The sequence below is a fragment of the Chroococcus sp. FPU101 genome (assembly GCF_017312365.1).
GTDB lineage: Bacteria > Cyanobacteriota > Cyanobacteriia > Cyanobacteriales > Microcystaceae > Chroococcus.
On sequence record NZ_BLJI01000001.1, the window covers coordinates 399,760 to 425,457 of the forward strand.

Annotated in this window: 22 protein-coding genes, 1 tRNA gene and 1 pseudogene; 11 read left to right on the plus strand and 13 right to left on the minus strand. The window is 37.9% G+C overall.

Features of this window, described 5'->3' with window-relative positions:
• Window positions 1–2: 2 nt before the first annotated feature.
• On the minus strand, window positions 3–752 hold the full coding sequence (locus CFPU101_RS01685) for a methyltransferase (protein WP_206813592.1): 750 nt from the start codon (window positions 750–752) through the stop codon (window positions 3–5).
• A 43-nt stretch (window positions 753–795) separates the two neighbouring features.
• Window positions 796–1,896, minus strand: a complete 1,101-nt coding sequence (locus CFPU101_RS01690; protein ID WP_206813593.1) for an iron-containing redox enzyme family protein — start codon at window positions 1,894–1,896, stop codon at window positions 796–798.
• Window positions 1,897–2,269: 373 nt separating this feature from the next.
• On the opposite strand from CFPU101_RS01690, the gene CFPU101_RS01695 reads away from it, so the two are divergent.
• Complete coding sequence (locus tag CFPU101_RS01695; protein ID WP_206813594.1) at window positions 2,270–3,412, plus strand: MFS transporter; 1,143 nt, start codon at window positions 2,270–2,272, stop codon at window positions 3,410–3,412.
• A 153-nt stretch (window positions 3,413–3,565) separates the two neighbouring features.
• Here CFPU101_RS01695 and CFPU101_RS01700 read toward each other — a convergent pair whose 3' ends face one another.
• Genes CFPU101_RS01700 through CFPU101_RS01715 form a run of 4 tightly spaced genes read right to left on the minus strand, consistent with a single transcriptional unit; the run spans window position 3,566 to window position 8,735 of the window.
• Window positions 3,566–4,324 (minus strand): aspartyl/asparaginyl beta-hydroxylase domain-containing protein, encoded by a 759-nt coding sequence (locus tag CFPU101_RS01700; protein ID WP_206813595.1) that lies wholly within the window; start codon window positions 4,322–4,324, stop codon window positions 3,566–3,568.
• A 2-nt stretch (window positions 4,325–4,326) separates the two neighbouring features.
• Window positions 4,327–5,403 carry a WG repeat-containing protein gene (locus CFPU101_RS01705; protein WP_206813596.1) on the minus strand — a complete coding sequence of 359 codons (1,077 nt, stop codon included), beginning with the start codon at window positions 5,401–5,403 and terminating at the stop codon, window positions 4,327–4,329.
• A gap of 17 nt (window positions 5,404–5,420) precedes the next feature.
• The gene (locus CFPU101_RS01710) at window positions 5,421–7,040 is read right to left on the minus strand and encodes a glycosyltransferase family 39 protein (protein ID WP_206813597.1); all 1,620 of its coding nucleotides are present in this window, start codon (window positions 7,038–7,040) and stop codon (window positions 5,421–5,423) included.
• Between the two features lie 9 nt (window positions 7,041–7,049).
• Window positions 7,050–8,735, minus strand: coding sequence for an alpha/beta hydrolase (locus CFPU101_RS01715; protein ID WP_206813598.1), 1,686 nt, complete (start codon window positions 8,733–8,735; stop codon window positions 7,050–7,052).
• A gap of 132 nt (window positions 8,736–8,867) precedes the next feature.
• Between CFPU101_RS01715 and CFPU101_RS01720 the strand changes: the two genes are divergently transcribed.
• The 6 genes from CFPU101_RS01720 to CFPU101_RS01745 all read left to right on the plus strand — a co-directional run bounded on the left by CFPU101_RS01720 (window position 8,868) and on the right by CFPU101_RS01745 (window position 14,563).
• Entirely contained in the window at window positions 8,868–9,737 is an 870-nt protein-coding gene (locus CFPU101_RS01720; RefSeq protein ID WP_206813599.1) for an alpha/beta hydrolase, read from the plus strand.
• 85 nt (window positions 9,738–9,822) lie between these two features.
• Window positions 9,823–10,752, plus strand: coding sequence for a hypothetical protein (locus tag CFPU101_RS01725; protein ID WP_206813600.1), 930 nt, complete (start codon window positions 9,823–9,825; stop codon window positions 10,750–10,752).
• A 193-nt stretch (window positions 10,753–10,945) separates the two neighbouring features.
• The gene (locus tag CFPU101_RS01730; protein WP_374191918.1) at window positions 10,946–11,419 is read left to right on the plus strand and encodes a hypothetical protein; all 474 of its coding nucleotides are present in this window, start codon (window positions 10,946–10,948) and stop codon (window positions 11,417–11,419) included.
• A gap of 156 nt (window positions 11,420–11,575) precedes the next feature.
• Window positions 11,576–12,910, plus strand: coding sequence for a Mur ligase family protein (locus CFPU101_RS01735; RefSeq protein ID WP_206813601.1), 1,335 nt, complete (start codon window positions 11,576–11,578; stop codon window positions 12,908–12,910).
• 5 nt (window positions 12,911–12,915) lie between these two features.
• A complete protein-coding gene (locus CFPU101_RS01740) occupies window positions 12,916–13,710 on the plus strand; it encodes a type 1 glutamine amidotransferase (RefSeq protein ID WP_374191923.1) in 795 nt (264 codons plus the stop codon).
• Between the two features lie 70 nt (window positions 13,711–13,780).
• Window positions 13,781–14,563, plus strand: coding sequence for a hypothetical protein (locus CFPU101_RS01745; protein WP_206813602.1), 783 nt, complete (start codon window positions 13,781–13,783; stop codon window positions 14,561–14,563).
• A 52-nt stretch (window positions 14,564–14,615) separates the two neighbouring features.
• Here CFPU101_RS01745 and fabZ read toward each other — a convergent pair whose 3' ends face one another.
• Entirely contained in the window at window positions 14,616–15,101 is a 486-nt protein-coding gene (fabZ, locus tag CFPU101_RS01750; RefSeq protein ID WP_206813603.1) for a 3-hydroxyacyl-ACP dehydratase FabZ, read from the minus strand.
• A 422-nt stretch (window positions 15,102–15,523) separates the two neighbouring features.
• Between fabZ and CFPU101_RS01755 the strand changes: the two genes are divergently transcribed.
• On the plus strand, window positions 15,524–16,339 hold the full coding sequence (locus CFPU101_RS01755) for a squalene/phytoene synthase family protein (protein ID WP_206813604.1): 816 nt from the start codon (window positions 15,524–15,526) through the stop codon (window positions 16,337–16,339).
• A gap of 52 nt (window positions 16,340–16,391) precedes the next feature.
• On the opposite strand, the gene CFPU101_RS01760 is transcribed toward CFPU101_RS01755, so the two are convergent.
• Complete coding sequence (locus CFPU101_RS01760; protein WP_206813605.1) at window positions 16,392–16,964, minus strand: manganese efflux pump MntP family protein; 573 nt, start codon at window positions 16,962–16,964, stop codon at window positions 16,392–16,394.
• 291 nt (window positions 16,965–17,255) lie between these two features.
• Here CFPU101_RS01760 and CFPU101_RS25335 point away from each other — a divergent pair, with 291 nt between their 5' ends.
• Window positions 17,256–17,405 (plus strand): hypothetical protein, encoded by a 150-nt coding sequence (locus CFPU101_RS25335; protein WP_242577714.1) that lies wholly within the window; start codon window positions 17,256–17,258, stop codon window positions 17,403–17,405.
• Window positions 17,383–18,233 (plus strand): annotated as a pseudogene (locus CFPU101_RS01765) (2-hydroxyacid dehydrogenase). Before CFPU101_RS25335 ends, CFPU101_RS01765 begins: the two are co-directional and overlap by 23 nt.
• Window positions 18,234–18,326: 93 nt before the next feature.
• Here CFPU101_RS01765 and gyrA read toward each other — a convergent pair.
• From gyrA to CFPU101_RS01780, 3 genes are all read right to left on the minus strand, one after another.
• On the minus strand, window positions 18,327–20,900 hold the full coding sequence (gene gyrA / locus CFPU101_RS01770; RefSeq protein ID WP_206813606.1) for a DNA topoisomerase (ATP-hydrolyzing) subunit A: 2,574 nt from the start codon (window positions 20,898–20,900) through the stop codon (window positions 18,327–18,329).
• Between the two features lie 212 nt (window positions 20,901–21,112).
• Window positions 21,113–21,445, minus strand: coding sequence for a phosphomannose isomerase type II C-terminal cupin domain (locus CFPU101_RS01775; protein WP_206813754.1), 333 nt, complete (start codon window positions 21,443–21,445; stop codon window positions 21,113–21,115).
• A 94-nt stretch (window positions 21,446–21,539) separates the two neighbouring features.
• Window positions 21,540–21,920: a DUF4359 domain-containing protein gene (locus CFPU101_RS01780; protein ID WP_242577715.1), complete on the minus strand. Its 381-nt coding sequence runs from the start codon at window positions 21,918–21,920 to the stop codon at window positions 21,540–21,542.
• 91 nt (window positions 21,921–22,011) lie between these two features.
• On the opposite strand from CFPU101_RS01780, the gene CFPU101_RS01785 reads away from it, so the two are divergent.
• Window positions 22,012–22,084: transfer RNA gene (locus tag CFPU101_RS01785), tRNA-His, on the plus strand.
• 502 nt (window positions 22,085–22,586) lie between these two features.
• On the opposite strand, the gene CFPU101_RS25935 is transcribed toward CFPU101_RS01785, so the two are convergent.
• Together CFPU101_RS25935 and CFPU101_RS01795 are read right to left on the minus strand one after the other, a co-directional pair.
• The gene (locus CFPU101_RS25935; protein ID WP_206813607.1) at window positions 22,587–25,106 is read right to left on the minus strand and encodes a calcium-binding protein; all 2,520 of its coding nucleotides are present in this window, start codon (window positions 25,104–25,106) and stop codon (window positions 22,587–22,589) included.
• A gap of 106 nt (window positions 25,107–25,212) precedes the next feature.
• Window positions 25,213–25,353, minus strand: a complete 141-nt coding sequence (locus CFPU101_RS01795; protein ID WP_206813608.1) for a hypothetical protein — start codon at window positions 25,351–25,353, stop codon at window positions 25,213–25,215.
• Window positions 25,354–25,698: the final 345 nt, after the last annotated feature.

Consider the following 25,698-nt stretch of genomic DNA (forward strand, 5'->3'; position numbering starts at 1 on the left):
TTTTATAACGCTTTCATCACTTTAAGTAGTTCAGGAGAGAGATCAACGTTATAGAGTGATTGCTTTTTAAACAAAACGCCTGCTAGGAAATACACATTTTCCGAATAAAACGCTTTACCTTGTTTCTTTAACTCTTCGATACGCTGTCTGACTTTAGGTTCGGAACTATAATAACCAAATTGCAAGGGTGTAATCATAAAATCAACCACTTGATAACCTTGATTCAGCGCGTGTTCAATGGTTTCAATTGGATTAGAATAAGCAGAGATCATCAATAGGACATTTTCACACCCCATTGAGAGTAATTGCATCGTTATTCCTGCACCATCAATTCCACCATGTAAGGCAGGCATACATATATCATTATCCAGTGCGGGTAGATAAGGAGGATTTGCAATTAAATAAGTTGCTTGAGACTTCCTAAAACCCTCAAAAAAGCACTGATTATGAATCTGATACCTATTATTGAGGTTATACTGGCTAATTCTTTCTTGAGCGAGTTTACTAGAAACTGGATTTAATTCATAACCATGAATCGTACCACTAAACTGAGATTTTAATAGACTACTAATAACAGGACTGCCTTCACCTGCACCAAATTCGATCACTTCTTCTTGTTCAAAGCATTGATTGAGTACCATTTTCTCAATACACTGAGCATAGAATTGTGATTCTTCAGGACAGAAAAAAACTACATTAGGAGAATAGGAGACTGTATTTTTAGCGACGGCGATTTCTGATTTAAGTAACATAGGATTAGAGTAAGAAAAAAACTAAAAGAAATAAGCGGAAAGATTAGTACAAAATATCTGTGCGTGTTTCAGCATCTTTAACGAGTCGCATCACTGCAACACCAGCGCGATCGCCCATTAATTTTTCTTGGTCATAACCGAGAACCAGTTCCCAAGCTTGTTCGGGATAATGTTCAGCGAGGGGTAGCGCGACATTATGCAGCATCCATTGTCCGTGACGTTCATCTTCTCTGATGTGCAGTTCCCAATATCCCATTGCTTGATCCGATAGGTTCAATCTTTGGGCTGCTGCCATATAATCTTTATAGATAGAAGGGCCGTAAATCTCAAAATAGGTAAATCCACCGTTATAGCGCAGAAAATGACGCTTTCTTTGGGTGAGTAAAAAGTTATGGTTAATTGAGGCTAAAACTTCCCAGGGAACGAGATCGAAGTAAGTTTCGGGTTCTGGGTTGAGTCCCAATTCCTGCATCATTTGAGCGAAAAATGTGGAGTGTTTCCGACTTAAACGACCACTACCATATTCTTCTAACAAAACGCGGATCAATGTCGCTTGAACCTCGTTACTTGCACCACCTAAAATATGACACAGACGACTCGACTCAACTAAACCATCCAGTGAGGCGATCGCAATTAAATGACGATAACCCGCTAAGGACATTTCTTCACGAATATATCGTTTACTTTCCGATAGCGGTGGTTCTAAGTCAGCGTCTCCCCGTTCGATTAATGCTTGTTTAACATCTAGCTTTTGGAGTTGTTCGATATCAAGTTGATCGTTCTCCCACGCTTGCCAAACGGTTTCAATTCGATCTCTAACCCATTGCAAATAGGTAGACCGTTCATTGGTATATTGTTTAAGATCGGTATACCAAAAAAAGTTAAGACGATTAATTCGATAGAGAACACGTTGTAAAAACAGATTTGCTGCTTCGGCATCTGGAGACTGTTCAGAATATGCTACCGAAAGAGCGTCACCAAGGGCCGCCTCAAAACGTTGATTTAAACTAGATTTTAATAATAACTGTTGATCTAAATTTTCAGTTGTTAAGAGCTTAACGAACTGCTGTTCGGCTTCTGTATATTTTAATAAATGACTTGATATATCTTCACCCAAGGGAACAGTAGAGCGAGTTTCCACCATAATTGATTTGCCTAAACATTTCCTTATATATATGTTAAGGACTGGGAACTAATTAAACCTCTTGCTAAAGTCGTAAATTATAATCTTCACGAATATAGATCAATTTAATAAATTTTGGGTGTAAAGTTCCGTCAGAATCTTAAACGAGGTTCAATTTTTGAGTTCTTTTGCTACTCCCTAGCTGTTTTTAAAAATAATAACTATTTTTTAAAACATCATAAATTTGATTTTAAATACTCATTTTAGAAAATCTCGCTTAATGAAAAATTTATTAGTTAATCATCAAAACTCAACATCTCGCCGACAAAGTTTGCAAGTACTTGATTACTTAAATCTTTTTTTGGCTGATGTATGAGATGGAGTTGGCCCTTATTTGGGGATTTATTTATTAGCTACCCAACATTGGGAACCGGCTAGCATCGGTGCAGTGATGTCAATTTCAGGAATAGCAGGTGTACTCGCTCAAACTCCAGCCGGTTTACTGGTCGATGCTGTGCGTCAAAAACGTCTATTGATTATCATCGCAGCAGGATTAATTGCGATCGCTTGTCCGATGATGGTACTAATTCCTAAATTTTCTACAGTCGTCACAGGACAAGTTTTAATCGGAATTGCAGCGACGGTTTTTCCACCTGCTATTGCAGCAATTACATTAGGAATGGTCGGTTATCGGAACTTAGATCGGCGTATGGGACGTAATGAATCGTTCAATCATACAGGAAATGTTTTAGCGGCAGCATTGGCAGGATTATTCGGACATTTCATCGGTCGTGAATGGATTTTTTACCTAGTAGCAGCGATGGCGGTAGGGAGTGCAATAGCTAGTTTAAGAATTCGAGAACAAGACATTGACCACGAACTGGCCCGAGGTGCAGTGGTAGCAGAAAAATCTGAAGCATTTAAGACAACTCCTCATCAATCGGGATTTTTGATGCTTTGGCGAGATCGTCGTTTATTGATTTTCTCAATTTCAGTTATTTTATTCCATTTTGCTAATGCTGCGATGTTACCATTGGTCGGACAATATCTTGCTGTTGGCAAAGCAACAGGTGCATCTCTCTATATGTCTGCTTGTATTATCGTGGCACAGTTAGTGATGATTCCCGTTGCAAGTTTATCAGGACGGTTAGCGGGTAGTTGGGGACACAAGACGATTTTCTTAATTGCTTTTTTCGTCTTACCGATTCGAGGCGTGTTATATACTTTGAGCAACAATCCCTATTTTCTGGTTTCAATTCAAATTTTAGATGGCATTGGCGCAGGGATTTTCGGTGTAGTCAGTGTAATAATCGTCGCTGAGTTGACAAAAGGTACAGGACGCTTTAATTTTGTCCAAGGTGCGATCGCTACAGCAATTGGCATCGGTGCCTCTCTAAGTAATTTGATGACTGGATTTATTGTTCAACAAGCTGGCTATAAGACTGGATTTCTAACGCTGGCTGGGATTGCTGCGATCGCGTTTTTAGTCTTTAGTCTAGCTATGCCTGAGACGAGACCAAAACGAGAAAAAGCATAAAATATATTGGTTATGTATCCATATAATAAATTTTATGTATCAAAGCTAAAGTCGGTTAAAACCGACTAATTTTGTAGGTTAAAACCTTTTTATGGCCTTTTAGCTGTTTGCTCTCGAAAATTCATTTTACGGTAGATTTCGTAAACTAGCATTTCAAGAATTAAACTGTCTTTCCCAATCATCTAATCTTTTCTTACCTGTGCGAACATAGGGGGAAATGGAAATCAGCCAGATAAAAAATGAATTGAGTAAAGAGACTGGAAAACGTAAGGGTCTGACGATATCTAAAAACAAAACAACTCGAATTTCATCGGTATCGTTCCAAACCTCATGGGGAAAAGTATCATCAAACATCATGCTTTTGCCTTCTTCCCAATATTGATAATCATTGCCGACTCTAATGCGACATTTTTCTTTTTCTCTGGGAACTTTTAACCCCAAAAGATAGCGAAGAACTCCTTTATGTGGCCCGCGATGGTCTGGAATGTGTTTATGAGGGAGTAGGATCGAAAAGAAAGCGGTTTTCATCCCTGGTATTTGTTCAATTAAACGAGTTGTTTCTGGACACCGTGCGCAGTTTTTTTCCGCTTTTAGACCATAGGCATAGAAAAAATAAGTTTTCCAGCGATCATCATTGGTAACATCGTATTGATCGGGTGAAACATCTTGAAAATTGGGAACGGTTTCTAATTTATTTAAAATTTGATCGACTTCTTGTCTAATAATCTTCCAATTTGATTCGATCTCTGTTGTCCATGCAAACTCTTTAGGATCAAAAAAGGTTTTATCTCCAATAATGGAGGATTGAGCATATAAAAATTCTAGCCGTCTTACAACATTTTCGCCTTGAGCAATGACGATCTGTCGTTGTTTAGCCTTAAGTTCTGATAAAAATTTACGAATCGATGCCATAGTTATTCAATATATCCCCAAAGATCTCCTAATTTTACTTGAGCAAGTCCTTCTTTAAAAGAACCAGCTTCATTAAATTGTGGATTAACGATATATTGTCCAGTTCGATCAATATATCCCCAGCGATCCCCTAACTTTACACCAGCTAATCCTTCACTAAAAGAACTGACTTTATTAAACTGAGGATTAATTACATATCTCCCTTTTTTATCAATAAATCCCCATTTGTCTCCCAATTTAACCCCAGCTAATCCTTCTTTATAAGATTCTGATTCATTAAACTGTGGGTTAATAATATATCTTCCCGTTTTGTCGATAAATCCCCATCTATCTTGTGTTTTAACTCTTGCTAAACCACTACTAAACGAATCCGCTTCATTAAATTGTGGATTCACGGCAAATCTACCTGTAGTATCAATAAAACCCCATTTGTCTTGTACTTTTACTTTAGCGATTCCTTCTTTAAATGATTCTGCTTCTTGAAATTGTGGATTGATTACAAATTGTCCTGATGTATCAATGAAACCCCAGCGATCATTGACTTTTACTTTAGCCAATCCACCGCTAAATGATTCAGCTTCATTAAACTGTGGATTAATCACAAATTGACCTCCTTTATCGATATATCCCCAACGATCTTTAACTTTTACTTTAGCTAATCCACTACTAAATGATCCTGCTTCTTTAAACTGTGGATTAATGACAAATTGGCCATTTTTATCAATAAATCCCCAAAGATTTTCGGTTTTGACAGATGCTAGACCTTCTCCAAAACTATTCGCTTTTTGGAATTGCGGATTAACTACAAATTGTCCTTCTTTATCGATAAAACCCCACTTATCTTGTAGTCTCACTCTAGCAAGTCCTTCTCGAAACATATCAGCTTCTTTAAACTGGGGATTAACAACATAATTAATACTAGATGGTGTTGGACGATTTGTTCTATTTCTTTGAGAAATTATAACTTGATTAGATTTAAGTACAATTTCTTGAGCATAGCTAGATTCTAAAAAAAATAACGGGTATCCAGTAGCGACAACGATTGGTAAAACTGATAATTTCCAACGATACTTAAACATATCTACAACTTCTCCAGCTAATGAGTTTGAGAACAAACCTGATTAGATTCTTGAATTTTCCACAGCGATATAAAAATTTCATTTGTTACCATTAATTTAGGTTGATAAACTTTCTCTAACTGTATTTGTTGATTTTCCTGTTTTATTTTATCTTGAAATTTTACAGAGGGATTAAATACAAAGATATTGTTACATTTCTCTAGAATTTGTGATAAGTCTGGGTTAGAGTTGATATTAACTTGAGTTGTTTTATCCAATAAATAACTCATTGAAATAATGTCAATTGCTTGTTCTGGTTCTGCTAGTAAAATAGAGTTATGACTTTGGTTAATTATGGATGCGATCGCAGGATTATAAACATTACGAGTTTTTTGATACCTTGGTGATTTATCCCAGAGATAGATACAAGAACAGACACCAATCAAGATTAAAATAATAAAGCTTCTTTTCCAAAAACGTTGATCTTTTAAGAAAATTTTATGAGCAAATAAATGCGCTACTGCTAATTGAATTCCAATATAAATAGGAATCATATACCGAATAGCTGTTGAACCTTGTCCCCCTGTCACTAAATCATATAATCTGAAAATAATCATTGAAGCAAAAATCTGTATAAACACAAACAACCAAATTGATTTAGACGTTTGGCGATACAGAAAAAACAGAGAATAACAAATTAAAATTAGTAAAGTCAAATCAATCGTTGCTCTAGTCACTATCAAGGGGTCAAAGGCTAAATAAATCGGCGTTTCGATAAAAATAATAAATGTACTATAAAGCCAAATAATAGCAACCGCTAAAAGTCCGATCTTAACTCTCATCCAAGTTGTATTATCTTGAATCCGTTGTAAACTATGAAAAACAATCCATAACCAAGGACTAAAAGAAATTAAACCAAGACTAACTGCAATCAGATGATTTTTATATTTTTGACTAAACTGAAATTTCTCTAGCAATAAAACATAAATTTGATGTCCCAATAAAACTAAAATAGAAAGTAAAGATGTATATAAACTTAAAATTATACTAATGAGATAAAAAAGCCAATTGAAATAATTATTTAAACGTAAGGCTCTTAACAACGTAATACTAGATACTAATAATGTAACAATCCATAAACTATAGGGTCGTGCTTCTTGAGCATAAGATACATAAAAAGGAGAAACCGAAACAAGAGAAAGAGTCACCCAACCCACTAAATTTGAGTTAAATAATTCTTGACATAACCAATAAAAACAAGGTAAAGCGAGTAAACTTAAAATAAGTGATAAACTTCTAACTTCTGCTGGATTTCCACCGAAAATCTGTACCCAAAATCGCGTAATAATAAAATAGAGTGGCGCGTGTTCTGGACTTTTAATTAAAGCCTTAAAAGTATCATTAAAGTTTTTGTCTGGATTTAATTTTTGATAATATTGCAAATCTTTAATATTGATCAATCCTTTTTTTGACACATCTTCAATTATGTCTTGTTTGGTATAGCCCGAAATTCGTGCCGATGTCAATACTTCATCAACCCAATAAATTTTAGTTCCTAAATTAGCACAACGAAAAATTATGCCTAGAACAAGAAGAATAATAAAAAAGCATAACCAACGAGGTATTTTTTCATAAGAATCACTCCACCTATTTTTCATGACTGAATTTCAATTTTTTAAAGCTCGACTATTTTGAGTCATTTGAATTGATTGTAACAAGATTAAATCATAAGGTTTTTCGGTCAAAATATCAGCATAGGGTTGTTGTAAGTATGAACGATACTCCTCATCTTGTTCCAGATAGACTTTAAAAAAAGCGAGATTTAAAGCACTTAAATACTTATGAGTTAATGCTAATAATTGTTCAGCCGATAATTGTCGATCCATTATTTTATTCAGTACACTTAAACCAATTCTGGTATGAGGGAGTTTTTCAGCAATGGAAAAATATTTATTAGGAGTTGTTAGCCAACTAAATGTAGGAGTTTGTTCAATGAGCAAAGGGGTAATTAAATCTTCATCACTCGCTTGCCAAAAAACAGGTATATCAATTTGACTAATTCCTGTTTGTCCATAAAGACTTCTACCAAAGGGAACCAGCACATAAATAGCTTTAACTCTGCTATCTTTTAAATTATAATTTTTTCGAGGTAATTCTAAAGCTCGACATTGATGAACAATCGAAATATTAATTAAACTTTTAGTTTCCTCACAATCTTGTTCTAACTGCTTAAAATCAATTGTTGCACCAGCTAAAGCGAGAGCCGTCGTACCTCCAAAAGAATTACCAAAAACGCCCACTTGTTGTAAATTGAGTTGATTATTAAATTGATTTGAATTTAGTTTTTCAAGTTGATTAAGAACATAAGTAATATCTAACGGACGATCAATATATTCTGTTGCATCAAAAGATTCTTTATAATAACCTTGATAAAATTCTTTTTGTCGTAGAGCATTACTACCCACATGATCTGGAATAATAACAGCAAAGCCATATGAAGCAAGATGATGCGCTAATTGTTCAAAACGATCAAGATTAGCACCCAACCCATTAGAAATAACAATAACAGGAAGTTGAACTTGTGTATTTTTAGGTAAATATAAATCAACAACAATCTTACGGTTTCGTTGAGAATCAAAAAAAGTTTGAGTTTGCTTGCTTGTACTCAATTGTCCTAATTGTCGTAAATCTAATGGTGAAGACATCGCCTTGGTCATTTCTTGACTTTTAGAACGATTTTCAGACACATCTACAATTGATTGAGAATTTTCATTACTACCGTTGATTTCTCCAAGCTGTTTGACAAATAAACTCGTTTTGAGAGCTAAATCTGTTGCTTCTCGAATAAGCTGTAAACCCTTTGCTACATCAATTTGAACCTCGGTAGTTGGAAACTTATGTAAAAAATTAATAACATTGAGTCCTTGAGGGTCTGCGGATGCTTGAATCATCGCTGCTCGTATACCATAATAACCGCTACGACCGCCTGGAAGTTGTACAACATTACCGACAAAGTTAAGAACTCTATGTCCTGAATAACTATGACCTAATTGATGTAAAACAACGGGACTAATTGGATATGAAGTTGTTAAAAAGGATTGTAGCTGCTTTTTTTGTTGACTGGTCAAACGATTAATAAAAAATGCTAGATCTGATTTGACTTTTCCTTGAGTTGCAAAGGTTTCTAAGGACTCAACCGAAACTGACCAATTAAAAGGGCCATATTTTAGATTAATATTTTCTGCAGCATAAACTGGTAATGCTGTCAAGACGGTTGTCAAGATTCCTGCTAGACTAAACAGATTTTTGGGTTTAAAAATTGCTAATTTTTTCATTAATTTAATTGATGTCATTAAAATAAACCGTCTCCCATCTTGGCACGTTCCTTCGTTTTAAAGTCTGCTGCGTATCCTAATCAGCCCCGCTCTATAATTTAAGGTAAATATTGCTCAATAGACAAGCCTTATTTAGGCTCTAATCTTGTCATGTCTTTCGGAGTTAATCATTATTTGCTTAAAAAACTCTGTATTTCAGGAGGAATTTGTATTTTAATTTATCTCGGTTTGATTCTATCTCTGAGAGTCTGGCAAACTCGTTTAATGTTTTTTCCGTCCGAAGTGTTGAGAAATAGACCTTCTGCTGTTGGTCTCCATTATGAAGATGTTTGGATTCAAGTACAACAAGAAAAAATAAATGCTTGGTGGATTCCATCTACTCACCCCAATAGTCCAGTTATCTTATATCTACACGGCAACGGCAGCAATTTAGGAGATTTACCCGAAAAAGTTTTATTATTACATCAATTAGGCTTATCTGTACTGGTGATCGATTATCGGGGGTATGGACTCAGTAAAGGTGATTTTCCTAGTGAACAAAGTGTTTATCAAGATGCTGATGCTGCTTGGAACTATCTTACCGTACAGCGCGGTATTCCTCCTGAGAAGATCGTTTTGTATGGTCATTCCCTCGGTGGTGCGATCGCTATCGAATTAGCCTACCGACATCAAGACGTAGCAGGGGTTATTGTTGAAGGAACTTACACCTCGATGCGGAAAATGGTCGATTATACCTTTCCTTATCTGTGGCTACCGACTGATTTAATTCTGACACAACAGTTCAACTCAATTGAAAAAATACGTGTGCTAAATATTCCTTTTTTGTTCATACATGGTACTGACGATCGCGTTGTCCCCTATCAAATGAGTCAAGAATTATACGCCGCCGCCTCATTCCCTAAAACATTACTTCTCATTCCCAATGCAGGACATAATAACCTAGCTGCGACTGGTGGACAAAAATACCTTAAAGCTATTTCAGATTTTATTCAGAGTGTCAATTTAGAAACGACTCGCTAGAAGCAGTTCTTGAAACAAAATACAGAATTATTCAGGTTCATGGACTATTATAATTCAAAAACCCTCATTTCTTAATATTATCTTTATGATCAATCGCTCTCTCAAAAAAATGATTGTTCTAACGACTATAACGATCATTTTCTTGTTGTCCCTTCATACTATTTCTTTTTCAAACAACCTACAATTACCTGATATCAGTGGGGTGGCGTGGGTAGAGGGGAATTGCTTTATAGTGATTCACGATGCTAAGGATAGTGGTTCTGATCCATCACCTAGAATTAGTCTATTACAAATCCCCTCTGAGCAAGACAAACTGAGATGGCAAGCGTTACCGATTAATTGGCCAAAATCATTAGGTATCAGTAAAGATCTTGAAAGTATTACCGCTATTCCAGAAACGAATCTATTTTTAATAGCAGAAAGTGGCGATAAAAAAAACTATCAACGTTTGTTTTTATTAGCCTATGAAGAAGAGGTTAAAGGACAATGCTTAAATAATACTCAAATTCCACAGGTTAAAATCATTGCCGAGACGACTTGGCCTGTGAAAGTTGAAAATGTGGAAGCGATCGCCGTTACAAAAATTAACAATCAGTATCTTTTCCTTTATACTGAACGCGCTGACAGTCAAGCGAGTACGGAGATTCATTGGACGACTTTAACCTTAGACCCCCTAAAATTTGGTGAATTTCGCTCGATTTCTTTTCAAAGTTCCTTTGGTAGTGGCAAAAATATCCGCCAAATTTCTGATTTAGCGATCGATAGTCAACAGAATCTTTACATCGCTTCTACCTACGATCTTGGCAATACTGGAGCATTCCGCAGCGCAATCTATCGTATTGGGCAAATTTCAGACGACAATAATCTTATTCTTGAGCCACTTCCTCAAAAGATGGGCGAAATCAATGGATTAAAAGTAGAAGGGATCGCAATTCAAAAATTACCGAGTGGGGATCAAATCTTCTTTGCGACAGATGATGAAAATTATGGCGGAGTCTTGCGACCACTTTTGTAATAAATAAGTTACAAGATTTTCAAACAACCAGTAATTAGCTTATTTAAGCGAGAAAATCTAATAATATTACAAAAATATTAAAAAATCGAATAAATCTGCGATAAGCTACTCTAATTGTGAAGTAGATCTTTGCTAACTAGGTAAAGATATCATCTTTCTTTGTCAATAATTTTTGTAACAAAACAATATTTTTATGTTTTCCCGTATAACCGTATTAGGACTTTTAGCTTCATTCCTTGGACTAAGCTTACCCGTTCAGGCTCAAAACTGTACCCCTATCCCCTTAGTCGGTAAACCACAGACTAATGAAGTAACTAAAACGGTCGCACAACCGACGATACCCGGCCCTTTTGGCATTAAGATTACTCGCAATAACTGGAATACAGATTGGGCAGTTTCTAGTGATGCCAATTTTACTCGCTATGTGGCTACCATTACCGCCAGTGATGGAGGTACCTTTGATATCAAGTTTTTTCTTAAATACAGCGACCAAACCGAAGATGAATTCTTTAATAATCGTGAGAAAAGACTAGCTGCTGGGGAAACCTTAACGATAGAAGCTGTACCTCGTTCTGCTACTGAACAACCATTTCATGTCAATCTTTTCGTGAATGGGATACCTGCACTAGGAAGAACTTACACCGTTTCTGTTGTTGGTTGTCGCTAAACAGATCTATTTTAATCTCCTCTCCAACTTCAACGATTAGATTAAGTTGGAGATGTTTCATCATGTCAGGAGTTCGTGGAACTTCACCGATCAACCCAATATCTATAGCAGTAAAGTATTCTAAATAAGAATATAGAAACTGATTATATTAACCTCATGCAACTGTTTGATCGGATTCGCTTAGGTTTGGCAGTTGGAACCGCTAAAACCGTTACCGCTATTGTCAAACAACTTCGTCTCGGCGCAGCCAGTGTGTTACCTGGTGAGATTGCGCGTCGTCTGCATCCGCGTTTATTACCCTTATTGTGTGAACAGGTTCGCCAAGGGGTGATTTTAGTCGTGGGAACCAATGGCAAAACGACCACCTCATTACTTTTAAGTACTATCTTAGAACGCCAAAACGCGAAAATTGCTCATAATATTACGGGTGCTAATTTAATTAATGGTCTAATTACGACTTTACTCGGAAATACGAATTTATTTGGTCAATTAAATGCCGATTACGCGATTCTAGAAGTCGATGAAAACGTTCTACCACTGGTTTTAAAAGACTGTCGCCCACGTTTTATCGTTGGATTAAATTTATTTCGAGATCAGTTAGATCGTTATGGTGAAGTCGATACGATTAGTCGTCGTTGGCAACAAGCGATCGCACCTTTACCCAAAACAACAACAGTTATTCTAAACGCTGATGATCCGACACTTTCCTATTTAGGGCAAAATCTCCCCCAAAAAGTTCTCTTTTTTGGCTTAAGTGAAACAAATTTGTATTTAGATGAAATTCCTCACGCCGTAGACTCGATTTATTGTCCGAACTGTGGTCATTCTCTAGACTATCAGGGTGTTTATCTGTCTCATTTGGGTGATTTCCATTGTCCATCTTGTGGTTTTGAGAAAAGCCAGCCGACTCTAAATAGCAAAGACTGGCCGCAAATTCTGATCGGTGTTTACAACAAATACAATACCTTGGCTGCGGGTTTAGTCGCTAAGGAAATTAGCATCGATATTGATACCATTTTTGATACCGTGAAAAACTTTAAAGCGGCTTTTGGACGCGCCGAAGAATTAACGGTTAATGGAAAAAAAATTCGGATTCTGCTGTCTAAAAATCCTGTAGGAATGAATGAAACGATCCGCGCTGTCAAAGATCTACAAATTCAAGGAAAGCCATCGACTACTTTAGTAATTCTAAATGACCGTATTCCTGATGGTACCGATGTTTCTTGGATTTGGGATGTAGACACTGAGAAGTTAGCTAGTATTGGTGGAACGCTCATCGTTTCAGGCGATCGCATTTACGATATGGCACTTCGCTTACAATACAGTCAGAATTTAGCTAATCAATCTAATTTAATTGTTAAAGAAGACCTCAGAGAAGCGATAGAAACGGCATTAGAATCTACAGAAATAGGTGAAACACTGTATATTTTGCCAACTTATTCAGCTATGTTAGAAATTAGAGAAATCTTAACAGGAAGAAAAATTTTATAAAAATGATGGAATTAAGAATAGGCTGGTTATATCCGACTTTAATGAGTACCTATGGGGATCGCGGAAATGTGATTACCTTACAGCGTCGTTGTCAGTGGCGGAATATTCCCGTAAAAATCATCCCTCTCGAACAACAAACCGAGATTGATGCTTTTAACGAGGTTGATCTGATTGTCGGTGGAGGGGCGCAAGATCGACAACAAGAAATCGTCATGCGCGACCTAAAAGGGGCAAAAGCAGACGCAATTTCTACCAGAATTGAAACAGGAGTCCCAGGTGTGTTTACCTGTGGCTCACCGCAATTGCTAGGACACTACTACGAACCCGCTTTAGGGCATCGGATCGAAGGTTTAGGGATTTTGGATCTCGTTAGTAAACATCCCGGCCCTGATGCTAAACGTTGTATCGGTAACGTTGTTTTTGAGATTACAGCCTCTCCTCTTGCTTCTGACCTAAAAACCCGATTCGGTGAGTCTCCAGTGGTGATAGGCTTTGAAAATCACGGTGGGAGGACATATTTAGGACAGGTATCCCCCTTGGGAAAAGTTATTCAAGGCTATGGCAATAATGGAGAGGATGGATATGAAGGGGCTTTTTATCGTCATGCGATCGCTACTTATTCTCACGGCCCATTATTACCCAAAAATCCTTTTATTGCCGATTGGTTAATCCAAAAAGCCCTCGAAGTAAAATATCAAACTTCAATAAATTTAACAAAACTTAATGATTCTTTAGCAAATCAAGCCCGTCAAGCCATGTTTAAGCGATTAGACTTAACGAGCATGGCCAATAACCCCTAAACTGTTGATATGGACTATATGGCAGAAGCGATATTTATTGCCATCGATATCTATTGGCAAATCAACCATTATGACTGCAAACGCATTTGATCGTACTACGGCTGGCTTTTTGATCGTGATCCTTCCTTTAGCGATCGTGATTATGATTCTTTTCACGGCGTGGAAATTGATCTTACTATTAGTAGGATTAAGCCTAGTCTGGACAATCTGGCAAAACTATCAATGGACGAAATGGTCAAAAACCATTGATCCCGTTTTTCATCAATTAGTGACCGAAAATCAAGGCTGTCTCACGGTAATGGATTTAGCTCAAAAAACCAATCTAAGCGGATGGACTGCCAAAAAGTTTTTAGAAAAAAAAGCTGACGAATTTGGCGCACAACGCAAGAATTTAGGGGATGAAGGCGTTGTTTACTACTTTTTGACGGCTAACGCATTAGGAAGTATTTTTGCTGATAGTGATCCCGATGTAGAACAAGATAACGAAATTGTTGAGCCTAAAAGTTCTTCGGCTAGTTCTGCTGAACCCTCTGTCATGAACATTTCTAAGATTCTTGATTTTGAAGAGGAATCAGAAAATGTTGAAACCACGGCTAATTTAGCTTTGACTGAAGAAGATGAAGAAGATGAAAACGAATTAAGTGATCCTGAAGAATCTCACACTCAAACCACTCAACTATCTCTCATTCAATCAGAATTAGCTAAACGACTCGATACGAATGCCAGTACCATTGGTAGACGGAAATCTGAGCCAGACTTTGCTCAATGGAGTCAAAGTAGAGATCCTGAAGGTCTAGCTTGGAAGTATCTCAGAAGAAGCAGAACCTTTGTTCCGATTGAGCAAGGAAAATAACCCCCCATGAACAGGTTATACACTTTCGTAGAGACGCGATCTGATTGGGTCTCTACTCAAACAAAGAAAAAATCATCTCACCTTGGACAACCAATTGATCATCAACGTATCCAGATCCTTGCATCTTCGCAATTCGGTTCATTTTAAAGGAAAGAAGTTCGACCGTCATCACTAACTGATCCCCTGGAATGACCCGACGACGAAAACGAACTTTATCAATTCCAGCAAAAGCAAAAAACTTTCCTCGCATTCCTGGTAATAAAACTAAAATAATTCCCCCGACTTGAGCCATCGATTCAACAATCAAAACACCAGGCATCAAAGGCATCTTAGGAATGTGTCCTTGGAAAAAAGGTTCATTCATTGTTACATTTTTAATACCGACGGCTTTTTGACCTGGAACATAATCGACAATGCGATCCACCAAAGCAAAAGGGTAACGGTGAGGCAGTAAGTCCTGAATCTCTTGGATGTTAAAGGTAGTTTGAATCGGTTGCTCTTGTTCTTGGATGACTGTGTGATCAGCGATTGTAGACATGGGGATTCTTTAAAAGAGATACTTTAAACGAGCCAGCCTTGAAAGAAACATCGTCAGCTAATTTCTGGCTAGATTTATCAGTTTAAAATGATTTGGCCCATTTGAAAACTGTTCTATCTAAAGGTAGATTAAGAATTCAGCCTTAAATCAATCATTAAATGATTATGAAACCTTTTTTTGGATATTTTATTCTTTATTGGATAGATGAGTACTACTATAAAAGTGAATTCTTACAAAAGGAAAGAACAGGCTTTGCTTAACCCCAGTCTTGCTTCAATCGAATTTATGTTCTCTTGCTATTTCGTCTAATCGTAATACAATAGACAGCATCTTGTCGTCATAAACATCAAAATACTCGGATTAGATCTAAGGATATATTACTTGTATGCTATTGCATCAGGAAAGTGTGAGGAGTGTATTAAATGAATTTGCGTGATAATGCTTTAACCATTCTCCAGCAAACCAGTCGAACCTTTTATATACCGATTAGTCGTTTACCCTCGCAACTACAAGAGGCTGTAGCTTCAGCTTATTTGTGTATGCGAGCGATCGACGAAATTGAAGACCATCCTACTTTAGACAATTTTACTAAAGCAAAACTACTGAGAAACATTAGCTTAAATTTGCAAGCTGCTGTTGAAAGTTCTACTATTGACGACTTCTCTCTTGATTTATCTCTTCACCAAAAAAACCTTCTTCCTGAAGTGACGCAAAGAGTTGGAGAATGGGCCCTTTTAGCCCCTCCTAGCATTGCACCTCGTGTTTGGGATGCAACGGCGGCAATGGCTGATCGGATGGCTTATTGGGCGGAATCAAACTGGGAAATTCAAACCGAATCTGATTTAGATAAGTATACCTTTAGTGTGGCGGGTGCTGTAGGTTTATTACTCTCTGATCTGTGGGCTTGGCATGATGGAACTAAAACGAATCGTTTACACGCGATCGGTTTTGGTCGAGGATTACAAGCCGTGAATATCCTCCGAAACCATCGCGATGACAGAGGACGAGGTGTTAATTTCTTTCCGACTGGCTGGCAAGCTAAGGATATGCTGTTCTATGCCCGTCGTAACCTCATCCTAGCCGATTACTATACCGAATCGCTTCCCAAAGGCCCAGCACTCGATTTCTGCCGAATTCCCTTGGCTTTAGCTCATGGTACTCTAGATGTGTTAGCCCTTGGTAAAGAAAAACTCAGCCGTAGTGATGTGATGGCTTTAGTTGAAAAAATTACTGCTTAACTCAAGTTAACTGATCGATGTTTAGGGTGGGCCAAGCCTACCCTTTTATTTTTCAACTAAACAACAAATGCTCACATAAAATCTTACTGCCAATCAGAATTAAAATTAGTCCGCCAATTATTTCGATTTTTTGATTAAACAACCCACCAAAGCGATGGCCGAGGAAAACAGCCATAAATGACAGAACAAAGGTAATTACACCAATCAAACTACACGCTAAAATAATCGAACTTTTGAGCATCGATAAACCCAAACCCGCCGCTAAAGCATCGATACTTGTGGCGATCGCTAAAGCCAACAATGTTGAATTATCTAAAGGATTAAACTTTTCTGCTTCGTCTTTTTGAAAGGATTCATAAATCATTTTGCCGCCAATTAATCCCAATAAAACAAAGGCAATCCAATGATCAAAACTGGTCATGAAATCTCGAAAAGTTAGACCAACAATCCAACCAATCATCGGCATGATCGCCTGAAATACACCAAAGAAAAGAGCAATTTTTAAAGCTTTATTAATTTTAATATGGCGAATCATTAAACCACTGGTCATCGAGACAGCCATTGCATCGGCAGAAAGGGCTAAAGCTAAACAAGATGTTGTTAAAAATTCGGCAGAAGTTAGCATTCTAATTTTTATTAAATATCATTGCTATATCTTACCTAACTTTTTCTTCAATTAATCATCATAGTTTTTTCATTTTTTTATCATTAATAATTCATAGTTGAGCCTTGCAGTGCTATTGAAAAATGCTCTTAAATGAAATTTTTATAGAATAATTTCTTTAGTGTTTTGTAGATGACGCTGTGAATTTAAAGCGATAATCTATGATTAAGTGTGGCTTGCTAAAACCATAGAGCAATCTAGCTACGAGCATTTACTATTATATATAAGAAAAACTCATCCATTATAAAAAAAATGAAAATCGCTGTTTTTAGTACTCGTTCTTATGATCGTCCATTCTTGCAAACTGAAGTCGATCGTTACAATCATGAGTTAGTTTTTTTAGAACACCATCTCACCCCAGAAACAGCTAGTTTAGCACATGGTTTTCCTTGCATTTATTAATGATCAAGCAGATGAAGCGACTCTACGCACTTTAGCGAAGGGTGGAACTCACATGATTGCCTTGCGCTGTGCGGGATTTAATAATGTTGATTTAAAAGTTGCCCAAGAATTAGGGATCAATGTTGTACAAGTTCCTGCTTATTCCCCCTATGCGGTGGCAGAGTTTGCGGTGGCTTTGGTTTTAATGCTCAATCGTAAACTCTATAAAGCTTATAATCGTGTGCGGAATGAGAATTTTATTTTAGATGGGTTACTCGGATTTGACCTTAATGGTTCAACAGTGGGCGTTATTGGTACGGGAAAATTGACTCAATCTTTGCTCAGATTATGAAAGGCTTTAATTGTACGATTTTGGGATATGATGTCTATCCTAGTCCCCAGTTTGAAATTGGAAAATATGTATCTTTAAACGAATTATTACAGAAATCTGATATTATCTCACTCCATTGTCCTTTGATGAGCGAAACACATTATTTAGTCAATTCTGAAACAATATCTCAAATGAAAGATGGTGTAATGATCATTAATACCAGTCGTGGCGGTTTGGTAGATACTAAAGCAGTAATTGAAGGCATTAAATCGGGCAAAATTGGGTATCTTGGTATTGATATTTATGAACAAGAAGCCGATCTTTTCTTCAGAGATTTGTCAGATACGATTATTCAAGATGATGACTTCCAGTTATTACAGTCCTTTCCAAATGTTGTAGTTACTGCACACCAAGCCTTTTTTACCCGTAACGCCCTACAAAATATTGCTGAAACGACGATCGCTAACATTACCGATCTCGAACTTGGCAAAGACTGTTCTAACGTGGTGAAAGAATAATTTTAAGATCGCAGGGGTTGAGGATGAGAATAGATCAGCCTATCCTCAACCATTTCTTAGATTAGACAATACGAGCAATATCTTTTTTCGCTCTTATTCGCTTTCTCCTTCTTCTTCGTCATCTAACTCAGAGGGAGGAACTAAAGCAACGGCGGCGATCGCATCATCTCCATCTAAGCGTTGTAATCTGACACCAGTCGCAGTACGAGATTGCAGGGAAATTGCTTGTAAGGCTTGTCGAATCACAATACCTCGGCTAGTGACTAACATTAATTCGTCTTCTGAATCTACGACTCGTAGGGCGATTAATTGGTCACCAGAGACACGGAATTTGATGGCTCGTACCCCCATACCTGCTCGATTTTGCAGACGGAACTGGGTCACTGGAATGCGTTTGCCAAAGCCATTAGCGGTAACAGCTAGTAACCAGGGGCCTTGTTGTGTTCCTTCTTCGACTAAAATTTCTTCCATGTCGTCGACTGTCTCTTCCTCTAAACTATCAGTATCAGAAGCGATATTTGCGACGATTTGGGCGGGTAGAATATCCATGCTGATCAATGCGTCATTAGCCTTAAGTTTCATGGCTTTTACGCCTTTAGTCGCCCGTCCTAGAGGTCGTAATTGTTGGGCATCGGCTTTAAAATGAATCGCCATTCCCTGACGCGAGCCAATAATAATACTATCTTGATCTTTGGCTAATCTAACCCAACGTAGTAGATCACCTTCTTCTAGGGAAATTGCAATTAAACCATTAGAACGAATATTGCTAAATGCAGAAAGGGCGGTTTTTTTAATGAAACCGTTACAAGTCAACATGATGAGATATTCGTCTGCGGTAAATTCTTCTACTGAGACCATTGAGGTGATTTTTTCCTCTTTGGATATCGGTAGCATTTGCACGATGGGAATACCTCTAGCGGTTCTAGAACTCGCAGGAATTTGATAGGCATTAACGGTATAAACCACACCGCGATCGCTAAAGAATAAGATATTGTCGTGATCTTTACAACTGATAAATTGTTCAACTACATCATCTTCTTTAATTTTAGCTCCCGATTTTCCCCTAGTGGCTCGACTTTGTGCGCCAAAGGTATTAGCAGGCATCCGCTTGATGTAGCCTTGTTCAGTCAGTAAAATGATTGCTTGTTCGTTGGCAATTAAATCAGCTTCTTCAATTTCGTCTTCACTGGGAACAATTTCAGTCAGACGGGGTTTAGCATGAAGGGTTTTAATTTGTTGAACTTCATCGATAATAATTGCGTCGATGCGTTCCCGTTTGTCTAGAATATCTTGTAGATCGGCGATCTTCGCTTGTAATTCTTCGTGTTCTGCCTGGATTTTTTCAGCTTCTAATGCAGTTAAACGCCGTAGTTGCATTTGTAGAATAGCATCAGACTGGGCTTCAGTTAGACTAAATTGGGAGACTAATTCAGCTTTAGCTGTAGCCGTATCCGCCGCCGCACGAATCAGATGTATGATCTCATCTAGGTTATCTAATGCTACTAATAACCCTTGTAAGATGTGATCTCTTTCCGATGCTTTGCGGAGTTCGTATTGGGTTCTGCGGATGATCACTTCAACGCGAAAATCAAGGAAAACTTGTAGGAATTGCTTGAGGGTTAATAGTTGCGGTTCACCATTAACGATAGCTAACATATTCGCCCCAAAGTTAGATTGTATGGGGGTTTGTTTGTAGAGATTATTTAAAACAACTCTTGGATAAGCATCTCGTTTGAGTTCAATAACGATCCGCATCCCATCACGATCGCTTTCATCTCGGATATCTGAGATTCCTTCTATCCTTTTATCGTTAACCAATTCAGCAATTTTTTCAACTAAGGCGGCTTTATTGGTCTGATAGGGAAGTTGCGTTACAATAATGGCTTCTCTGTCTGGTCTTCCGCGATGTTGGATCGTTTCAATACTGGCTACACCGCGCATCGTAATAGAACCGCGTCCACCTGTATACGCTTCTTTAATGCCAGATGTTCCTAAAATTTGTCCACCTGTGGGAAAATCGGGTCCTGGTATAATTTTATTGAGTTCTGCGTTGGTCATTTCGGGGTTTTGGATCAGTGCGATCACGCCATCCACCAATTCACCTAAGTTATGTGGGGGAATATTGGTCGCCATCCCAACGGCAATACCAGAGGAACCGTTTAGTAATAGTTGCGGAATTTTGGCGGGTAAAACGACGGGTTCTTGTTGCGATCCGTCAAAGTTGTCGATAAAGTCTACGGTTTCTGCTTCGATGTCTTGTAATAATGCTTGACTCGATAATGCTTGTAGGCGACACTCGGTATAACGCATCGCTGCGGGGGGATCGTTATCAATTGAGCCAAAGTTCCCATGACCTGAAATTAATGGACTCCGCATCGAAAAATCTTGCGCCATCCTTACTAAGGCATCATAAACGGCTGTATCACCGTGTGGGTGGTATTTCCCTAATACTTCCCCGACGACACGGGCGCATTTACGAAAAGGACGATCGGATGCTAAACCTAATTCATACATAGCGAAAAGAATGCGACGATGAACAGGTTTTAAACCATCTCTTGCATCAGGTAACGCCCTTCCGACAATCACGCTCATGGCGTATTCTAGATAAGAGCGAGACATTTCATTACTCAGATCTGTGGGGACTATCCGATCTTGGGCAAAAGTCATATAGGAAAACTCCGTAGAGGAAGCGTTAAAATATTAAAATGGATACTGTATGCTAATAGACGACTGTCTTTTAGATGAAATGTCTTTTAGAGGAAAATTTGCTGCTTAAAAGCTCTGCAAGATCATAAATATTACAAGACTTGTTAATATTTTAACACAATTGGTATGACCAATGACTGATGACCGTTTACTCACTGTTGACTGATGACTAATTAATCTTCTTCGTTGGGAAAACGGATAATATCATCATCACCGAGATATTCGCCGTTTTGGACTTCAATCATTACCAAAGGAATTACCCCAGGATTTTCAATACGATGGGCGGTATTCATTGGCACATAAGTCGATTCTTTTTGTTTTAGTAACGTTTCGTCACCATTACAAATCACTCTAGCCGTTCCAGAAACGACCACCCAATGCTCACTCCGATGATAGTGCATTTGGGTACTCATGTGATGCCCTGGTTTAATGACTATGCGGTTGATGCGATAACGGGGGCCTTCTTCTAAAACTGTCACCGTTCCCCAAGGTGGAGTTCTCGTCATCTCGACTTCTTGAGGAGAAAGAGGAATATCTATATCTGGGGTTAGATTGTCTGCTGGCTCACTCATGGTTTTAGAAAAATCATTTACCCTTAGTTTACATCTCCAGCACTTGATAGGTGTAAAAATTTTGTAGAACACCAATCGTTTCAAATTGATAGCTAGGAACAGGTGAGGGTAAAGATAGTTCCGTTTGGTAGATACTAAACAAAAGGAAATTTTGGCGTTTTGTGGTTTGAGTAATGACTTCTTGAAGTTGAGGTTGGCCCGTATCGACTAAATTTTTACACTGACTTCGCACAACACTCAGAAAATCGCCTTTTCCTTCAATCTGCATACACAGATCTTCTTTTAAATATGTCGTCATTTGATCTGTTGCATATTTTTCATAGGCAACTTGTCCGGGGTTCGTTACTACCATCATCCCCCCAACACTGATCAATACTAGACCGATACAGGTATTTATCCAATGAGACAATCTGATCAATCCTCTTTGAATTTGAGTTGCATTAACTCCTATAGGACTTTCAAAAGTCCTATACTCTATGTTATAATGATTTAAGACAATGGCGAGTGTAGCCAAGTGGTTAAGGCAGTGGTTTGTGGTACCACCATTCGAGGGTTCAAGTCCCTTCATTCGCCCTTATTATAATCTGTAGCAGTCTGAGTTGCTCCAGAATTAGACTACTTTCTTAATGATTAGGTAAATTACAGATGGCAAGTGGTGAAAGGAAAAAAGGATTAGCCGACTTGAAGAGGGCTACCAAGAATTAGATAATATTGTAGACCCGCTTCGGATGGCTCGGGGAAGCTTTTAAACTACTAGAAGAAGTTAAATCGGAAGTACCATCGGCTAGTCGTAAGTTAGATTTGATTCTACAACATATTACAAGAATCAATGAGTAGTTTAAGTGTACTTGTTATTTGGATTAGCTTTTTTAGATGACAAATTCTCAATAAAACTTGTGATCACTGCTGTTTAGTTGTTGATTTGGAAACCCCACCCTGTACCATAATCGGTCAGGGTCGGGGAGTTGTCAAATGATTGTAATGTGTCAAAAAGCTACACTGTTGAAATCAATATGACTGGTTAAAGAATAATCTAAATTAAGAAAACAATGACACTTCAATTCATTGAAATGATTTAGAAAAAGGCAATATCCAAAGACGGCACAAAGCCAATTCCTAGATTAGCTTGTAGAGTTGCAAATTGACTCACTGTTCCAGTTGATGACGTGAAAAACAAACCTCCCGTTGTATTATTGTAGGCAAATTGGCTAGTCGAAAAAGCACCAAATCCAGTGGCAGAGATAAAAATGACATCATTTTCGAGGTAATTAAAGTCTGTAATTTGATCAATTCCATCAAATAGAGAGAAAAAGACAAATCCATCGGCACCTATACCACCCGTTAAAGTATCATTACCCGCTTCTCCATAAAGAAAATCACTTCCCGTTCCCCCAATAATACTGTCATTGCCCGTAAAGCCGAAGATATCGTCATTTCCTGCATCTCCGTTGAGGGTATCATTACCACCATCTCCATCGATAAAATCATTACCACTTAAACCATTAAGAAGATTACCTTGTACATCACCTGTAATCGAATCATTTTGATTGGTTCCAGTTACATTATCGAAATTAGTGACTGTAAAATTTAATGGATTAGCAGACGCTCCAGAAATATTAAAAACTTGAAGACTTCCCGTCAACAAATTTGCGGTAATTGAGACTGGAGAAGCCGCAGTAGAGGCATTAATCGTATTATTAGCAACGGCAGCATTTGCAATAATCGTTTCTACTTGAAAGAGTTGATCGCTCCCTGCACTCCCTTTTTTTACTGTACCAGTGGCTAGTAAAGTAATAGCTTGAGTGAGACTAGAATAGTTTACTGTGTCAATGCCTGCATCACCCTTAATTTGATCGGTACCTGTATTTCCAAAAAACAAATCATTACCATTACCACCGATTAAAGAATCATTACCTGATAATCCTCCAGCGATCGTATCGTCGCCTAAACCTCCGTTAATCGTATCGTTACCTGAACCCCCATCAATGCTATCATTACCTCCATTGCCATTGAGGATATTATTTTGAGTATCACCAATGATCGTATCATTCTGATTTGTTCCACTAACATCATCAAAATTGCGGACAGTAAAGCTGAGAGAAGAAAATCCAGGAACACCCGACACCACTAAACTTTGAGTTAGTAGGTTAGCGTTAATGGTAGCTGGAGAAGGAGCCGTTGAAGCATCAATCAGGTTATGGGTAACTCTGGAATCAACGATAATGGTTTCTATTAAAAATAGTTGATCCTGTCCTCCACTTGCTTTGGTCAGTGTCCCTGTAGGTAAAAGAGTAATTTTTTGGTTAAGGCTGGAGTAGTCAGCGATATCAGTCCCTGTACCACCACTGAGAAGATCATTACCTAAACTTCCTTTTAGGGTGTCATTACCATCGCCACCGACTAGACTATCATTTCCTGTACCGCCGTCAATAGTATCATTCCCTGCACCGCCATCAATGGTATCATTTCCATCATTGCCCAGTAAAAGGTTATTTTGTAAATCACCAATAATCGTATCGTTTTGATTACTTCCTGTGACATTATCAAAGTTAATAACGGTGCGAGTCACGGAGGGTACATTGGGAATGCCGAGGACTGATAAGGTTTGAGTAGTTAGGTTGACATTAATCGAAACAGGAGTCAGCGCACTAGAAGCATTGATCAAATTATTAGCGGCGGTGGCATCTGCAATAATTCTTTCAATTTGGGTAATGTCATCTGTACCGCTACTTTTTTGAATCAGACCTGTAGGTAACAAAGTAATAGCTTGTCTTGTTCCAGTATAGTTAACGGTATCTATTCCGTTGCCACCATTAAGCAGATCACTACCCACACCACCAACTAGAGAATCGTCTCCGTCACCCCCTAATACAGTATCATTGCCTAAACCGCCATCTAAGCTATCATTGCCTAAACCACCATCTAAGCTGTCATTCCCACCATTGCCTTTTAAAATATTGTTTTGAGCATCACCAATCACCGTATCATTTTGATTAGTTCCTGTCACATCATCAAAATTGGTGACGGTGAAAACTAGAGGGTTTGCCGAACCAAAAGGAACATTAAAAACCTGTAAGCTTTGAGTTGTTAAATTTGCATTGATGAAAATAGTAGGATCATTTGTCGTTGCATCAATCAAGTTATTGCTAATGGTACTATCAGCAATAATAGATTCTATTTGAAAGAGTTGATCGAGCGAACTGGTACTAGTTCCTTTCAAAACGCTTCCAGTGGCGCGTAGTGTAATTTTTTGTTTGATAGCGGAGTAATCAACAGTGTCAAATCCTGTTCCTCCATTAATTTGATTAGCTCCTAGACTACCTAAAAAGAAATCATTTCCTAGTCCACCACTTAGAAGATCATTGCCTAAACCTCCATCTAGGTAATCATTGCCATCACCTCCATCAAGACTATCATTTCCACTGCCACCAAATAAACTATCATCACCCAATTCTCCCGAAAGGGTGTCATTAACATTTCCTCCAATTAATAAATCATTACCGCCACGTCCAAACATCAACCAATTATCAGCTAAAAAAGGTGTAGCCGATTTGATATTGTTAGAATCATCTCCAACAAAATTTTGTAAAGCCATGTACTTGCTCTGTTTAAATCAAAAACTTTTAAAATTGTTTAATTCTTTCATTATTATTTATAAAAGTCAATTCATATATTTCAGTATTATTAAACTAGGTAGTATTTTAAATATTATTCTTTTCAAACCAAGCTGATAAACTAATTAACGTCAGTTCTGGATAAAGCAAGCAAGACGTATGAGACGACGTTTTAAGCGGATTGATCTCCCCCGCTAATCTTCCCAAAGGTTGTAACTTAGCTGTCATGAAGGTTAAATATCTTTTTGCCCAAGAAGTCAAACACCGTCAAGCGGAACGAGAATATCAACAACGTCTAACCCAAACCCAACAATATATTATTTAGAGAACTAAGACTATTATTCAAAACCACTTGATCACAAGACATCAAAAGCCAGATCAACATCTTAGAAAAAGCCTTTAGTAGTCCCCTCACTCAAGTCATTAACCGAGAACTCAACATCCTACGACGTAATAGCATCACTGGAGAGAATTTATTAAAACAACATCAGATGCGCCAATGGAGCAACGATCGCCGCTTATCCCCACTATCCCCTCCCGTACCGCAAATTATTTGTAGTGAAGCCTTGATTT